The organism is Paenibacillus sp. JT31N11 (genome assembly GCF_056269285.1).
This window is the reverse complement of the sequence record NZ_JBWDNQ010000038.1, coordinates 1-14,980: the sequence shown is the minus strand read 5'-3', so window position 1 is coordinate 14,980 and position 14,980 is coordinate 1. Positions and strand designations below refer to the sequence as shown.

Below are 14,980 nucleotides of genomic sequence, written 5' to 3'. Positions count from 1 at the left end.
CGACACCATAGCTTAACGACCTTCCTCACCAGCCGTAAGAATAGTATAGAACACCGCACCAAAATTTTCATTACTCTGTGGTGCCCCGAGAGGGGCATGGATGGCTAACGGGTACGATAGCATAATGGATGCGACAGTAGAAGACGGGAGGAAACAGGGATGAAAACTTATCAAGTTGCGGTTGCCCGCATGATCGACGCGCCGCTCGAGGCAGTCTATAGAGTCGTTACTGACATGAATGTGCACCTCGGTATCCTGCCCAAACAATTCGAAACGCTTGAGGTGCTACAAGGCGGAAGCGGCTCCGGTACCGTGTTTCGCCTAAATATGAACGTAATGGGAGTAAGGTCGTCCTTACAAATGACTGTTACGGAACCAGAGCCGGGGCGTGTGATTCGGGAGAAGGACGACACAGCGGGCGTCACAACCACTTGGAGGTTAAAGCCCTCCGATGACGGCAGGCATTGCTATGTCGATTTGACGACAGAGTTCCCCAGCAAGCCCGGACTCGCAGGAGTGGTAGAACGGCTTCTTTCTCCACCTATCTTTCGCTCAATATACCACCGCGAATTGGAAAACATTAACGTGTATTTGACAACGGGTCTTGCTGCTCGTTAGGACACTGTTCTCTTCAGCTAACTGGGCACGTTAGTTAGTTCAACGAGTCAAGGAGTAGTTCGCCGCGGCAGCTGCTTCTTTTGTTTATTAAAGGCGGGCTCAGCGTGTATTCTCGTTAAAATGTTGGTGGCACCCTTAAACGCTCTTCCAAAATCACGCGCAGCTCATCGGGAATCCGTTCGAACTCGACACCTTTCCCCAAAAACAAAAGCCAATCTGCATAATACGCCAGCGAATCAACATCAGTCACATCCAGTTGAATATTGAAAATCCCGCTCGATTGAAACATCCCGGTGAATGACAAAATAATTCCCGGGGGGTGCATGCGCTTAAAACGCTGAATCCCAGTCGTATCAAGCCTCACGACAAGATTGGACTCACGTGCAAAAAGCAGTTTTTTGCTTAAAATCTCTTGCTCTGACCACGTCAACTCCCGTTCAGAAATTGCCGAATCCCGCAACATCACAACAGGCAAATAACGAAACTCATTCGTATCAAGATCATAAACCTCGACCAGCCATTGAGCGTTCGAGTTAAATATATGCAGCAAAAAAACGTCCATCAATTGCGGCCAGCCAGGACTCAGCTCATAAGTCAAGCGTAAGTGTTTATCCCGCAGGGCAAGCGAAATCAGCTGATTCAGCTCCTCAGGCGCCGCATCATCGAGCTCCAATAAATTCGGATTGGAAGGATTCGTATTTTCAAAAAGCAAGATATTATTCAGCTCGATTAGCTCGTCTTGCTGGGTTTGCGACGCGATGCCTATGAGTTTTTCAGTGATTGAGCGGCGATTTTGCAGATAAGGCAGCTGCGAATTTTTCGAGGCGATAAAGCTTATAAAAATCGCTTTTAGCTCTTCTGGCGTGAAGCGGACGGAGGGCAGATACTGATTTTGCAGGACATTGTATCCGCCGCCGCGCCCAAGCTCGGTCGTCAGCGGAAAACCCATCGCCTGAATCTCGTTAATGTCGCGAATCGCCGTTGCGCGGGAAATCTTGAACTCCCGCTGAATCTCGGCAATCGTAAAATGCGCGCGGTTATTGATGTAGCGCATGATCAGGTTCACTCGTTCTGTTTTTTTCATGATTTTATTGTATCAAAAAAGCAGCAGAAAGCACGAAGATGAAATAAAAAGTATCATTTTTTGATACATTCTGAAAATAGAATCAATCTTGTAAGAAACAAATACAAATCCACAAAGGAGAGAACAAAATGTCTAACTACGCCATCAAAACAATCTCGGAAAACTACAAAATGACTGCTTTCGGTGTTTCACTTGAGGACTACAACGACTGGGCGGGTAATGCAGCAAAAACTGCAACGAAAAAAGCTGAAATCACTGAAAACAACAAGCTTGCTGAACTTCTCGCGCTCGCGGACGGGCAAGAGTATCAAATCAATTACGTGATCGCCGGCAAGGCTTGGCGCGGCTTCGGCGTGATGGGCGAGTTCAACGTGGAAGGAGCGGACGTCCTCGATTTCCTCGCTGGCGACTACCTCGTCGTGCCTGGAACAAGCGCTGACAAAGACCGCCTTGCTGACGAAATCACTGGCAAAGTTTTCGGCGGCATGTTGCAAGGAATCACAGACTACAAGTACGTTGGTCCTGGTAACTCAACATTTGTGAAAGCAGCTGAAAACGGTGAATTCTACGGCGAAATGTGGCTTCGTGTACAAAAAGTCGAAGGCTAATTGCTGAATATAAGGAGATCTCACATGACAAATTACACGCTGGAACACAAAAAATCATTCATGTTGACCGCTTATGGTTTTTCAATCCAATCGAATTTTCAAGACATGCCGGCTTTGCAAAAGGAAAAAGCTGAGTTTTGGGGCGAGCTCAAAGCTGACGGGCGTTTTGATAAGCTCAAAAGAGCCGCAAAGGACGATCGCGAATGGTCAGTTAACGAGGTTTATCAAGGCAAACCTTGGAATTATTTTGCGGTAGTAGCTGGCAAATCAGTGGCAGACGCAACACGCATCATCGAGTTTCCAGAGAGCGAGTACATCGTGGTCGCAGGAAATGGCGACAAGGAAACTTTGTTCGATCAGCTGACTTACCGTGCTTTTGGTGAAATCTTGTCCCAAATCACTGACTATGCTTACATCGGCGGTCCAAATGCGACTTATCGAAAAGATAACGGAGACGGCACATTCTACGGCGAATTTTGGGTGCCTGTGGTTAAAAAATAAGAAGAAGCCCCATTCTTGTCCGAAAGAAGTCCGCGGTTTCTGCGGGCTTTTTCGTTTTTTCGATTTATCACAAGGGTGAAATTATCCTTCAGACAAAGAAAATGTGATAAGGTGTTTCCCGGCTACGAGGGGATGGATATTCAGCAACTTATTTTCTCCAACGCCCTTCAGACACTTCAAGCAAGCTTGTCCGGAGAGAGAGCGGCGGCGGAAGCCCCTCAAGGGATTAGAATGATTTAGAGACATATGTATAAAATACTATGTAATCTAGATTTACTACTTCTACAGAAATCACTAGTATTCATGCAGTAATTTATGGATTGTGACACAATAACTATTACCCAACTGACAGACAGCAATAAGCTGTCTTCAGAGTAAAAGAAATCGAAAGGAAGAAAGACGAATTGGAGCAAGTTCGGACACATCTCGCACGAATGCCGGCAAACAAGATCGCGTTGCACAGGAAAGAGGGGACTCAATTCGCTCTTATCGCATTGTTCCTTAATTTTGCGCGCTTAGCAAGGAAGCGCTCAACGTAACATTAATCACGCTGCTTACGTTTCTTCCAATAAACATAAACGACTATGGCTACAACCACACATCCGATTAAATTGACGATTGGCCAATGGGTTTCAATCCACATATTAATCACCACCTTAACGATCTTTTATATTCAATCGATTATTTAGGCATATCCACATAATCTAGGCGTCTAAGGGATACCAATCCCAAGAGTAAGCCTACGAATGCCAGCGAGAGAGGAATAATAACAGTCATGGAGAGCGAGACTCCAGAGGGGGAAAAATTGAGAACTCCGCAGATCAGGAGAGAAGAAACAATAGTCGCCGGAATTGAATGAGTCTTCATTGCAACATAAAACGGGATGAGACCAATACCGGTTGCCGTCAATCCCAGATAGACCAGATCTATGCCTTGACGAAGGACTACTTCTGAAGGAAGCGACCCTGGAAAGAAGTGCAAAACCATATTCCCAAGAATGAATACTACGGTTGTCAATGCTCCTGAAACGATCACAGCAATGAAGGTCCAGCTTGCAACGATGCACATTTTCGCCAATAGTAGTTTCTCTCGTTTGATTGGGTAGCTGAATAACTGAAGAATTGTCTTGTTGGTATACTCCTCGACAACCAATTTAGCTATAAGGACAGCGGCAAAGATGATAAATACAGTTCCGTTCATCACATTAATCAAGGTAAAGGCAGTCGGGTAATCGGTAAACAATTCTCCAGTAGCGCCTGTGTCGGTTCTTTCTACGATAGGAAGAATTATGCCAATCATTGCGAGGGCCAGCGATAAAATAATCGTTATGCGAACAAAAGTCCACAGCTTGAGTTTCATTAATTCGATCTGGATGAGTCTAATCATGATCATGATCTCCTTGAGTCAGCTCTACATAATAATCTTCCAGGGACCCGCTGCTGTTCCTAATGGAATCTATTTGTATATCATGGTTGATTAATGTATGGTAAACGTCCCTTTGCTCAACATTGTCTGAAATACGTATGCTATCGTTTCGCGTGATGACTTGTACCAGCCCGAGCCCCTGTTGTAATACGAAAGCAGCTTCCTTCGCATTCCTCGTAATGACTTCAATATACCCCGCATGCCTTCTACGAACATCCTCAATTGTCACCTCCACGAGCAGTTTTCCTTTCTTGATGACACCAATTGCATCAACGAGTTTGTCCATTTCGTCCAACCGATGACTGGACATAAGAATAGTAACGCCATGTTCTCTATTTAATTGTTGAAGGATATCGCGGACTTCTTCTACGCCTTCCTGGTCCAAGCTATTTAGAGGCTCGTCCAAGATCAACAATTCGGGTTGAGCGATCATTGCTCGAGCGATCCCCAATCGCTGCTTCATGCCAAGCGAATATTTTTCAACCGCTTGTTCGCGATTTCTATATAAACCGACAAGCTTTAATACTTTCTCAATTGAATCAAGATGCGGAATGCTCATGTACGCGCAATGAATATGCAAATTTTCAAAAGCGGTTAGCTTTTCGTAGAAGATGGGGTATTCAATCATGCTTCCAATTCGTCTTAACTGATGATAAGAACCGGGAGCTACTGTTTCGCCAAATAATTCAATAGATCCTCGAGACGGCTGCACAAGGTTCAGGATCATCTTCATGACAGTCGTTTTCCCGGATCCGTTGGGTCCTAGAAAACCATAAACCTGCCCTCTATTAATATTCATACTTACTTCTGAAATCAGTTGTTGCCCCTGTACGCTCTTGGATAGATCGTGTGTTCTGATTATGTAGGTCATCAAATGGCTCCTTAATGGACATGCTTTAATATCTCAATTAGTATTCATATACTATTTGGTATTTTAATTCCGTGTGGTATTATTGTCAAATATAACTTTGCGATGGGAATATACGATTTTATTTCCTTTGGAGGTAACCATGAGTAGAGTACGTTTAACGCGAGAAGAACGGAAACAGGAAACAAAGCGTCATCTCATCGAAGCAGGGACTGGCGTATTTGCGCGTATGGGCTTTCATGGGGCATCTATTGATAAGATTGTCGAAGAGGCAGGATATACAAAGGGTGCATTCTATACGCATTTCGAGTCTAAGGAAGCCTTGTTCATGTCTCTTTTCGAAGAGCAGCTGCAAATAGAGGTTGAGAGTGTTGTAACGGTATTAGGGGAGCAATTTACGCTTGATCAGTTCATTGCCTTCATGACAAAAAATTTCGAGTCCGACTGGAATGAACACCGTACTTGGGATCTTTTGAAAATGGAGTTTGTTCTGTATGCGATGAGGGATGAATCGACAAGACAAGCTTTCGCCAATATCGTGATGCGAACGGTGCGGAAATTAACGGAGGATTTGAAGCCCGTGCTTGAAGATGGGACCAAAGGAAACTTAAGCGCAGAGAAGATTGTTTGGATGCTCGTGTCACTCGAAAGCGGCATGGCCATTTATCATCACATTATTCAGGATGATATGCCGAAGCAATTATTTGAACATTCCCTTCGGCATATCTTTCGGACTTCGAAGCCAGACTCCGATGCTTAAATCTTTCGCCAGAAATGATTAAGAATGCATTCATATAACCCTTTCAACTAACTGGGAATATAGTTAAATGGCAACGCAACGGTAGCCGGCAACACGATCTGCTGCCGTTGTCCATTGAAGTAACGGGCAGTATACGGAAACAAGCTGAAGAGGTGAAATATGATTCAGGGAGTAATTATTGAAGGATTGTCTACCGCAGGAAAGTCATCAGTATTTTCTGCAATAAAGAAATTACATAGTCAAACACACAATTGTGAAAAAACGATAATTGCAATAAGTGAACACTATTCACAAGTTTTGCATTCATACCAAGGCGTCTTAAGATTGATGGACAAGGATGAGCATATTCAGCTTTTAACTCGTCATGTTGATTATCTTGAGCAACAATATAATTGGATTGATTCACTTGGTCATACAAAACCATCAAATGGTGTATTTTATCTTTTAGAGAGGTTCCATGTAAATCATCGAGCGGCATTTATAAATTCTGCAGAAATTGAGAAGCTGGAAAAACGTCTATCAAGGTTGAATGCACATTGTGTACTCTTAACCTTGTCCCAAGATGCTGTTGAGCGCTGTGGAGCCCAGATTTATTGAAAGTCGTGGCGAAGCTTGGAAATCATATGTGATGGAAAACCACCTCACGGTAATGGAGGCATGTCAGAAGTTCTTCGAGGATCAGGAAATACTTCGCAAGTGTGCGAAACAATCGTTAATTCCCACCTTAGAGATAAACACAGACGAAGCAGACTGGGATTCTTATGCAAAACAAATACTCATGGGATTAAACTAACGGGTACGATAGCGTAATGCCTATGGTTGCCGCGTGGCAGCCATTCGCCCATCTAGTGGGCAGTAATGTATAGCGACCAACAACTTCCGTTTAGTGTAAAATAAACCATAAGAATTGAATTGGAGGTGTATAGGGTGTTTAGGATATTTACAGTACTTGTGTTTGCTGTCGTCACTCTCATATCTGGCTGTAGCAACAATGAATCGGTCATATCAAAGGAATGGAAGGAAACGGGAACGGTCGAGTTAACAACAACAAATGATGAGGGAAAACAGATCAAAGCTGACTGGCTTGGGGATGAAGGGCGAATTGCTATAAGTAATACTCCATTTGTTGCGGGGCAAACACAAAAATATATGTGGCTATTATGGGGAAACAAGGATGAGATTGTGAATAAGCCATTAAAAGTAATTGCCACAAGTGAAACGGGTGAGGAGCTAACTATAGTTGAACGCATTTTAGGTGGAGAAAATTGGGGGGCAACTGCTGCATCGCCTTCAGGATTCAGTCTGCCAACGAAAGGACTATGGAAACTTAATGCTTTTGTTGGTGAAAAGCTACACGGAACATTAATTGTTAATGTTAATGAAGCCTGACATTAGCTAACGAGCAGTGTGCTGCCGCGGCAGCTGTTTCTTCCTGTCGCTAAGCTTAGCTGCGGCGGATCCCTTTTTCATCTTCACAAAATAAGTGATTATGTACAGATTTCCGCTGCTCGTCGTTAAGCTAACGGGTACGTTAGTGAGGAGCTTGCCGCGGGGCAGATCCTCTTTGGATTATTGAGTAACGGGCAGCATAGCGCAATAGATCCTGCTATTTGCAACTTAAATCAATCCCCAAACGTTAGAACAGTTGAAATGGGGGACTATTATGAAAAAAATTATAATAACACTGTTAGGAATGTGCTTCTTTGTTACAGGGTGCATGAATAACGAGAAAACAATTACTTTGGAACAGATTAAAGACTTATTTGAAAAACATGGGGTTCCCTTAGCAAAGCCGAGAGAATTAAATACGGAGAATGTATTCATAATGACTTTGAATGACGTATCACCTGAGCCTTTTTTGATTAATGACGATCAGTTAATTAGCATTTACATCTATTCTTCCAGCTCGGGTGTCAAGAAGGCAATTAGAGATTTTGAGGATAAGACGGCAGCGGCTGATGTTGTACCACATTCAAAATATCAAGTTGGGAATGTGTTGATAATTTATTCCAACGAAGGCTTTGAAGATGATCGAGTTGAATTCGTAGTTAAGGAAATGAAATCTCTTGTGTCCTAATTAAAAACTTTTCGTTAAGCTGACGGGTACGATAGCGTAACAACCAGATCATTAAAGTAACTGGGTACGTTTGTTCAATCACGACATTACGGCAGTTGGTCAACGACTGGCTGCTTTTTTTATTGAAGTAACGGGCAGAGTAATCCCATAATCGCATAAAAAACTTATTCGTTTTGATTCTTTTTCTAATTGTAAGCGTTACTGGGATGTGGGTCTAATATGAAATTAGCATTAGGCGAACTGGAGTTGTTTAAAGACTTACAAAACAAAACGAAAAATGGTATTCTTTATAAAGAACATTTAAGTTCTTAATAAATAATTTTTTGATGAAAACGGGGAGGCAACGAAATGAAAGAAACGGCACGATCGAGTAAAAAAATCTTAGCAATATTTATGTTTTTTTTGATTTTTAGTGTGACGACTAATGTAGGTGTCACGAGTGCAGAAGATAGCAATGAAGTGATTAGATCCTTACATGGAACAATAACAGATGAGAACAATAACCCCGTTAATGGCGCATTCATTCAAGTTGGAGCATATACGCCAGGATACGGCTTCCGAATTGTCGCATCTGCTACAACGAACGCTGACGGCGTATACTCCATTCCTAGCTATACACGGATTTTAGGCGATGCTGTATCCACAATATTATCTGCAAATGGGTACATCGTGGTAAACACATTAATGTCTGAAACGTTTGATTATAAGTTCCCCGCGCAAAAAGCAACCGTCACAGGGAAGATTACCTACGGAGATACGTATGAAACACCTGCAGTTAATTACCCAGTAGCTATAGGTGTGCATTTAGGGGCTGGCGGTCGGATGATTAACGTAGCAGCACCTACATTAACGGATGAAGACGGCAATTATTCTTTCACCATCATCCCTGGCATTTTTAATTCCGCAATAGGCGAGAATTACTTTAGAATCATATACGACCAAAGTTACGAGCGACATGTTGAACTGCATGTTGGGGATAACAAAACCTTGGAGCCTTATTACGTTCCTATACCTCAAGGCGTGAAATTAAACGGGACTATTTCAGGCTATGTAGCGGACGAGAACGAAAACATCATTTATGATGCTGTCATTGAATTGGTCGGATCCAATACGTCCATTTACAAATTTCAAGGCACTTTTTATAGTGATGTTATTAAAGGCGGTAATTATACGTTAAGAATAACAGCTCCAGGATTTCGCCCATTCGAACAAGAGATTGATATTAATGGAGGGAGCGCCTACTTGCCGATTACGCTCACCAAGAATAATCCACCTGTTGTCACGGCCAGCGCAGACCGAATGCCTGACCATAACGGCTGGTACAATGACGATGTAACGGTTTCCTTTCAAGCTGCCGACGACGATGGCATTTTATCAGCCGATTCTCCAGTGGTTGTTTCTACCGAAGGAATAGATCAAGTCATCGAAGGGAAGGCAACGGATTCCGCAGGAGCAACAGGCACTGGCTCGATCAAAATTAAAGTAGACAAAACCTCGCCAATTACCAATGTGGATGTATCGGAAAATCCAAACGAAAACGGTTGGAATAACCACGATGTCCTTGTTACGCTGTCGGCAACCGACAACCTTTCAGGTGTGATAAATACAGAATACAGTCTCGATAATGGAAATATATGGACGGTATATAACGGGGCGATCACGATTTCTAAGGAAGAGAAAAATGTTCTTCATTATCGAAGCGCTGACGGTGCAGGAAACACGGAAAAGCCGAAGTCAATAGAAGTGAATATCGATAAGACACTTCCAATTTTAAAGATTACGCTTAATAAGAGTATGTTGTTTCCACCTAACCACAAAATGGTCAGCATAGAAGCAACAATTGAAACAATTGATTCACTGTCTGAATTAGACTCCATCACATTAACATCGATTACAAGTAATGAGAAAGGATCCGACAAGGATATACAAAATGCTGCGTTTGGCACAGACGATACAACCTTTGAGCTTCGCGCGGAAAGATCAGGTAAAGGTGATCGTGTGTATACGATAACTTATACCGCAACAGATAAGGCAGGCAATATAGCGAAGGGCACTGCAATTGTCACTATCCCTAAGAAACATAATCATTAATGCAGCTCACCGCAAAAATCCATGATTTTTTAGTTTATTTAACAGATCAGGTTAATCTAGAAGGACTCGAAATAGCAAAGAATGGGGTTAGGATGGCAACAGAACCATTTGGCTCTGAAATGTATTTTGATTGGGTTTGCAGAAGAGAAGGCGATGAATGGCCGGACGGATTCAAACAAGTAAATTGATTGAAGGCCATTGAGCTATACCAGCTAATAGGTTGTCAATATTTAATTATTAATGAGCCAAACGAGGCATGTTATACTGGTAAAAGGGAATGGCAAATAACCGTCCCTTAGATTTTGGGAAGGTTTTCCTCAATGTCTAAGTATTTCTTTTTAGTCTAAGCAGAAGGTTTCTTTCTTGGTTAAGATTGCATATATCCAGTGGATCAGTTTATTTGCACAAGCGATTACAGTTACTTTAAACAATTTGCCCTCTGCACGCTTTTTATCGTAGTAAGCCCTTAATTTTTTATTGCGTGAGCTTCGTATTCCACACCGAACAGCTTGATATAAGGCTGTCCGGAGCCTCCTGGAACCGCGTTTGGTGATTGAATTTTGGGTTCCAGTAAACTTGCCGGAAGAGAAGACACTTGGATCAATACCGGCAAACGCAACTAGCTTTTTTGCGTGATCAAACCGATCGATTTCCCCGATCTCAGCTAAAATTGTTGCCGCAATTTTGGTGCCAATGCCGGGTATCGATTGGATTAAATCATACTCCAGTAATTCTTCAGCCAGGGCCTCTATTGATTTATCGAGTTTCGCTAGATGCTCCTGGTATTGAAGAAGTAAATGAATGAACAGCTCCAATGAGATTAAATGACTCGGAAAAGCGGTCTCCCTGAAGGGGTTTCGCTCTGCTGCAGCCATTAGTTTCTGTGCACGTTCCAGCGACCACCGGTTCGAGCCGACATGTCCGACAAGGCGTTGTATGATCGTCGTAACAGTCTCCTCGGACATTGCCAGCACGGATTGAGACGTTGGATATTGGGCCAGGAAACGAAGCGACACCTTAGAATAAAGGTCGCCAAACACGCCATGATACTCCGGAAAGACCTGATCCAATACCGCTTGAAATTGCAGCTTTACCTGGACAACCATTTCCGTCAGTGACTCATGTTGCCGTGTCAGGTAGCGCAGATTCATCAGATACTGACCACGTTTTTTGTAGGGCTCCAACTCTTCTTTGTAGAATAATTCCCCCAGCTGGTACGCGTCAGCAGCATCCGTTTTCACCTTGCGTAAATGGATCTTTTTCGCATGATGTGAAATGAGCGGGTTGATAATGATAAATAGATACTGATGTTCATCTAGAAACTGTACAACGGGACTATGATAATGGCCCGTTGCTTCTAACACAACAGCCGGACGCTGGCCCGTAAAGGATTCCAGTTCTTGAACATAGCGGAGTAAGGATGCTAATCCCTCCAGATTGTGCTCAAATCGGAAGGTCTTACCGTAGGGCATTCCTCGATCTGAAAAAGCTTGTGCGTGACTTTCTCCTTTCGATACATCCAATGACAGGGTTCATTAAACCTCCTTATATGATAGTAGCCGGAAACCCCTACCCTTCTTGTCGTCCACATTATCGCATGTGATTCGGGATCATCGTCCCAACCAGCCTAATCATGGTTTAACAAGTAGAGGGGATGCACAGTATAGCTCTCGGGATCACAGTCCCACGGGCACGAACGTTCAATCCCCGGCTATGGCTATCTTACGACCACATAAAAATGAGGTCCACCAGAAAGATCTGGTGACCTCATAATACGAACGGGTACGATAGTTCAACTCCTCATGGAGCAGTTTGCCGGCGGCAGCTGCTCCAATTTTCATTAAGCCAAAGGGCCAATAAGAAAAGGGGGATATTTTTGTTAAAGATATTACGTTATGTTTTATCACCAGTTATTATTATAATTGCCGCTTATGGACTCATTACAAAGAATTTTGAATTTCAATCACTTATGATATTACTTTTGGGTTTAATGATGCTGGTGATTGGGTTAGAGGAATTTCAAAAAGAGCGAAAAACATATGGTTGGCTTGGTGTTGGTGTCTTCCTTTTTTCATTATTTGTATCAGTACAGGGATTTTTGTTGCACTAAACGGGTACGATAGCACAATAAAACAGCGGCAGTCTAGGGCAGCCGCTGCTTTTTATTATACCAGGAGGCATGCCGGCGGTGGGCGTTCAACAAGTGAGGACTATTTTGATCCTCATTTTTTCCCATTCCCCTCGAATCAGCTGTTGTGTTATAGTTTATATTTTTAAGAATCAAGTCTATTACTTTCACGGTACTCTATCGTGTTTCTGCTCTACTTTTCTAGTAAACTCTCGGTTCTATTAATTCCTTCCCTCTCATATGGTGTAAGAGTAAGTTTAAGAGTAAATGCGTTACATGCTTATGCTTTGAAGGGGGAGACGTAATGAAACTCGTCGTTACGTGGAATTTCTCGAAAGCGAGCCAAAAGGTTCGCGAATTGCTGGTTTCTGGAAAAACATTTGCATTGCTAGCAGTCGGATCAACGGCCATGATCATCGTAATTGGTGCTGGCGTCATTTTGCAACAAAAAGCCTCTACTTCGCCAATATCGTCAATGAAAGGATTCACGGCAGCCGTAAGGGACGGTTTTTTTGGAACTATGCTTGCTTCGGAAATGCCAGGTACTAATGACGGTGAGAGAGGTTTGCCATTATCGGGAAAACAAGTCGGAGCCTTCCTCGTGAGCAAGTTAACAGAAATTAATGTCTCCGATCCAAAAAGCTTATTAGCTCAAGAATATCCCGGATTAGTCGGCAACAATGTAGAGAACAAGAAACAAATTTCTGTAGACAGTGGCAAAAATAGGGCTGTGGCAGAAAATCAGTCCATCAAACCTGAAATCACTCAGAGTTCAATAAGTCCCAGTGCGAATGAATTAAAAGAACAAGTTTCAAATACTGCGCCAAAAAACAATGTAAATCCAACCACAGGCGGCCGTGATGTTGTTTTTATCTATTATTCTCACAGTAGGGAATCTTGGAATCCCGTGTTAAACCAAAATGTGATAGACCCTCAGTCACCTGTAAAAAATGTCTCGCTATTGGGCAAACGCTTGGTGCAGCAGTTAGAGGCGAATGGAGTAGGTGCACTTCAATCTTCGATCGATTATCCGACCGCGATTAAAGATTACCAATGGGCCCTCTCTTATAAATATTCAAAAAAAACAGTTACTGAAGCAATGGCAGCAAGTAAAGACTTGAAATTTTTCTTCAACATACACCGTGACTCGCTGCGTCACAAATATACGACGACGACGATTGAGGGGAAACCATATGCAAAGGTACTTTTCGTTATCGGACACTTAAACCCTAACTGGGCCAAAAACGAAGCTTTCGCAAACCAAATTCATGAAGCGCTTGAGAAGGAGTACCCAGGTATTTCACGCGGTATTTTGGGTAAAACAACAGCGACAGGGAATGGAGAATATAATCAATCGCTTTCGGAGGACAGTGTTCTTATTGAAATCGGTGGGGTTGATAATACGCTAGAAGAGTTAAATAGGACAGTGGACGCTTTGGCCAAAGTCACGTCCAAACTTTACTGGAACGCGGAGAAAGTCGGCACGTCGAATTTTCCGAGCTAGCAGTAGTGAAGAAATAAAATCATGAGGACAAAATTTAGATTAGCTAACGGAGTACGATAGCAACACATGTTGGAGCAGCTTGCCGACGCCAGCTGCTCCCTTTTTGGGCTCAACTAATGGGCAGATTACGCTAATACGATCGGGCAGGATCGCTTGTGCCATTGGCAGAACGAACTCGCCGCTGTTTTTTGGCATCCTTTTTCGCTGAACAATTTCAACCTTCCCTGAACTCTTCATTAACCGTACGGTCGCTCAATGCCTTACGTTGTGGACTCGCTTAATTTGTATCACGGTGCACCGTGCTGCCATTAGCGAGCATTGGGCTTCAACATTCCCCCTTTGTAGTGCTGCTACAATAGGTATGTACGATGTGTTAGACAATCTAAAATCCCAAGGGTTAGTACTTGGGGTTATTACAAACGGTGGAACTATTTCTCAGAACAGAAAGATAGATGCATTAGGTATTCGTGAATATCTAAGTACCATTATTATTTCTAAATCAGTGAAAGTAAAGAAGCCAGATGAGAAAATCTTTGCTATTGCACTTGGAGAAATAAATATAAATGCTTCGGATACTTGGTATATCGGTGATCATCCAGTCAATGATATCCTTGGTTCATCTTCTGCTGGATTAACTCCTGTCTGGATACGTGGCATTCATCCTTGGATTGAAGGACAAAATGAACCATCGTACCAAATAGATTCAATAAATCAATTATTATCATTAATTAAGCTTACAACTCATTGAGCTAACGGATACGATAGTGCAAAGACCAGGAACAGATCGCCGCGGTTGGCAACTGTTCCTTTTTCATTGAAGCAACGGGCAGTTTAACGCAAAGCATTAATAATTCATAAAGGGTTTGGCTGCCACGGGATCGAGCGGCGGCCTCAGAGACGAATTTGAAACGATTTTATCTGGAACGAAACATATCAACTGGTAGTAAATGGACATAATAGGTGAATTTAAACGGAACGAAAACCTCCCGGCGGAGGTTTTTTCTTTTTGGACGAAAGCCGGCGAGTGAGAGATCTGACATGAGATTTTTCATGGGATCGACGATCGATTGTGATATTCATCATTCGCAATCAATGAATAAATCCACTGGTGGGAGGGGGCGGTTTCGGAGATAATTGAGATATCAAATTACGGAAAAGGAAGTGTTGTTATATGAACGCAACAATATCAGCAGGTGTCTCGGTTCTGATCTTTTTTGTTATCGTCATGGCCGTATTCAAGGGAATGAAAAATCCGGTCAAAGGATCGGGAAAGAAATTGCTGCTCCCGATCGTATTCGTATCCACCGCCTTGCTTC

The 14,980-nt window shown here is 42.9% G+C and carries 16 protein-coding genes; 12 read left to right on the top strand and 4 right to left on the bottom strand.

Going from position 1 to position 14,980, the window contains the following annotated elements; translation table 11 throughout:
* Positions 1-159 precede the first annotated feature (159 nt).
* On the top strand, positions 160-618 hold the full coding sequence (locus AC0YNV_RS40000) for an SRPBCC family protein (RefSeq protein ID WP_475773012.1): 459 nt from the start codon (positions 160-162) through the stop codon (positions 616-618).
* Between the two features lie 115 nt (positions 619-733).
* Here AC0YNV_RS40000 and AC0YNV_RS39995 read toward each other — a convergent pair whose 3' ends face one another.
* A complete protein-coding gene (locus AC0YNV_RS39995) occupies positions 734-1,702 on the bottom strand; it encodes a helix-turn-helix transcriptional regulator (RefSeq protein WP_475773011.1) in 969 nt (322 codons plus the stop codon).
* A 128-nt stretch (positions 1,703-1,830) separates the two neighbouring features.
* Between AC0YNV_RS39995 and AC0YNV_RS39990 the strand changes: the two genes are divergently transcribed.
* Positions 1,831-2,310 (top strand): hypothetical protein, encoded by a 480-nt coding sequence (locus tag AC0YNV_RS39990; RefSeq protein WP_475773010.1) that lies wholly within the window; start codon positions 1,831-1,833, stop codon positions 2,308-2,310.
* 24 nt (positions 2,311-2,334) lie between these two features.
* Positions 2,335-2,811: a GyrI-like domain-containing protein gene (locus tag AC0YNV_RS39985; RefSeq protein ID WP_475773009.1), complete on the top strand. Its 477-nt coding sequence runs from the start codon at positions 2,335-2,337 to the stop codon at positions 2,809-2,811.
* Between the two features lie 681 nt (positions 2,812-3,492).
* Here AC0YNV_RS39985 and AC0YNV_RS39980 read toward each other — a convergent pair.
* Both AC0YNV_RS39980 and AC0YNV_RS39975 read right to left on the bottom strand, forming a co-directional pair.
* Complete coding sequence (locus AC0YNV_RS39980) at positions 3,493-4,197, bottom strand: ABC transporter permease (protein WP_475773008.1); 705 nt, start codon at positions 4,195-4,197, stop codon at positions 3,493-3,495.
* Complete coding sequence (locus AC0YNV_RS39975) at positions 4,190-5,107, bottom strand: ABC transporter ATP-binding protein (RefSeq protein WP_475773007.1); 918 nt, start codon at positions 5,105-5,107, stop codon at positions 4,190-4,192. The genes AC0YNV_RS39980 and AC0YNV_RS39975 overlap by 8 nt, the downstream gene beginning before the upstream one ends.
* Positions 5,108-5,246: 139 nt before the next feature.
* Between AC0YNV_RS39975 and AC0YNV_RS39970 the strand changes: the two genes are divergently transcribed.
* The 6 genes from AC0YNV_RS39970 to AC0YNV_RS39945 all read left to right on the top strand — a co-directional run bounded on the left by AC0YNV_RS39970 (position 5,247) and on the right by AC0YNV_RS39945 (position 10,220).
* Positions 5,247-5,864 carry a TetR family transcriptional regulator gene (locus tag AC0YNV_RS39970; protein WP_475773006.1) on the top strand — a complete coding sequence of 206 codons (618 nt, stop codon included), beginning with the start codon at positions 5,247-5,249 and terminating at the stop codon, positions 5,862-5,864.
* Positions 5,865-6,023: 159 nt separating this feature from the next.
* A complete protein-coding gene (locus AC0YNV_RS39965; RefSeq protein WP_475773005.1) occupies positions 6,024-6,461 on the top strand; it encodes a hypothetical protein in 438 nt (145 codons plus the stop codon).
* A 330-nt stretch (positions 6,462-6,791) separates the two neighbouring features.
* Positions 6,792-7,253 carry a hypothetical protein gene (locus AC0YNV_RS39960; RefSeq protein ID WP_475773004.1) on the top strand — a complete coding sequence of 154 codons (462 nt, stop codon included), beginning with the start codon at positions 6,792-6,794 and terminating at the stop codon, positions 7,251-7,253.
* Between the two features lie 274 nt (positions 7,254-7,527).
* A complete protein-coding gene (locus AC0YNV_RS39955; RefSeq protein WP_475773003.1) occupies positions 7,528-7,941 on the top strand; it encodes a hypothetical protein in 414 nt (137 codons plus the stop codon).
* Positions 7,942-8,289: 348 nt separating this feature from the next.
* On the top strand, positions 8,290-10,032 hold the full coding sequence (locus AC0YNV_RS39950; RefSeq protein WP_475773002.1) for a carboxypeptidase-like regulatory domain-containing protein: 1,743 nt from the start codon (positions 8,290-8,292) through the stop codon (positions 10,030-10,032).
* Positions 10,032-10,220, top strand: a complete 189-nt coding sequence (locus AC0YNV_RS39945) for a DUF6547 family protein (protein ID WP_475773001.1) — start codon at positions 10,032-10,034, stop codon at positions 10,218-10,220. The genes AC0YNV_RS39950 and AC0YNV_RS39945 overlap by 1 nt, the downstream gene beginning before the upstream one ends.
* Before the next feature lie 150 nt (positions 10,221-10,370).
* Here AC0YNV_RS39945 and AC0YNV_RS39940 read toward each other — a convergent pair whose 3' ends face one another.
* Complete coding sequence (locus AC0YNV_RS39940; RefSeq protein ID WP_475773014.1) at positions 10,371-11,561, bottom strand: IS110 family RNA-guided transposase; 1,191 nt, start codon at positions 11,559-11,561, stop codon at positions 10,371-10,373.
* A 347-nt stretch (positions 11,562-11,908) separates the two neighbouring features.
* Here AC0YNV_RS39940 and AC0YNV_RS39935 point away from each other — a divergent pair, with 347 nt between their 5' ends.
* The 3 genes from AC0YNV_RS39935 (at position 11,909) to AC0YNV_RS39925 (ending at position 14,412) form a co-directional block, all read left to right on the top strand.
* Positions 11,909-12,142 (top strand): DUF3953 domain-containing protein, encoded by a 234-nt coding sequence (locus tag AC0YNV_RS39935; RefSeq protein ID WP_475773000.1) that lies wholly within the window; start codon positions 11,909-11,911, stop codon positions 12,140-12,142.
* 322 nt (positions 12,143-12,464) lie between these two features.
* Complete coding sequence (locus AC0YNV_RS39930) at positions 12,465-13,664, top strand: stage II sporulation protein P (RefSeq protein ID WP_475772999.1); 1,200 nt, start codon at positions 12,465-12,467, stop codon at positions 13,662-13,664.
* A 292-nt stretch (positions 13,665-13,956) separates the two neighbouring features.
* Complete coding sequence (locus AC0YNV_RS39925) at positions 13,957-14,412, top strand: HAD family hydrolase (RefSeq protein ID WP_475773013.1); 456 nt, start codon at positions 13,957-13,959, stop codon at positions 14,410-14,412.
* The last annotated feature ends 568 nt before the right edge of the window (positions 14,413-14,980 follow it).

Excerpts from the sequence above, each read along its gene's own strand:
- AC0YNV_RS40000 (WP_475773012.1), top strand. The coding sequence starts at position 160 with ATGAAAACTTATCAAGTTGCGGTTGCCCGCATGATCGACGCGCCGCTC.
- AC0YNV_RS39995 (WP_475773011.1), bottom strand. The coding sequence starts at position 1,702 with ATGAAAAAAACAGAACGAGTGAACCTGATCATGCGCTACATCAATAAC.
- AC0YNV_RS39990 (WP_475773010.1), top strand. The coding sequence starts at position 1,831 with ATGTCTAACTACGCCATCAAAACAATCTCGGAAAACTACAAAATGACT.
- AC0YNV_RS39985 (WP_475773009.1), top strand. The coding sequence starts at position 2,335 with ATGACAAATTACACGCTGGAACACAAAAAATCATTCATGTTGACCGCT.
- AC0YNV_RS39980 (WP_475773008.1), bottom strand. The coding sequence starts at position 4,197 with ATGATTAGACTCATCCAGATCGAATTAATGAAACTCAAGCTGTGGACT.
- AC0YNV_RS39975 (WP_475773007.1), bottom strand. The coding sequence starts at position 5,107 with ATGACCTACATAATCAGAACACACGATCTATCCAAGAGCGTACAGGGG.
- AC0YNV_RS39970 (WP_475773006.1), top strand. The coding sequence starts at position 5,247 with ATGAGTAGAGTACGTTTAACGCGAGAAGAACGGAAACAGGAAACAAAG.
- AC0YNV_RS39965 (WP_475773005.1), top strand. The coding sequence starts at position 6,024 with ATGATTCAGGGAGTAATTATTGAAGGATTGTCTACCGCAGGAAAGTCA.
- AC0YNV_RS39955 (WP_475773003.1), top strand. The coding sequence starts at position 7,528 with ATGAAAAAAATTATAATAACACTGTTAGGAATGTGCTTCTTTGTTACA.
- AC0YNV_RS39950 (WP_475773002.1), top strand. The coding sequence starts at position 8,290 with ATGAAAGAAACGGCACGATCGAGTAAAAAAATCTTAGCAATATTTATG.
- AC0YNV_RS39945 (WP_475773001.1), top strand. The coding sequence starts at position 10,032 with ATGCAGCTCACCGCAAAAATCCATGATTTTTTAGTTTATTTAACAGAT.
- AC0YNV_RS39930 (WP_475772999.1), top strand. The coding sequence starts at position 12,465 with ATGAAACTCGTCGTTACGTGGAATTTCTCGAAAGCGAGCCAAAAGGTT.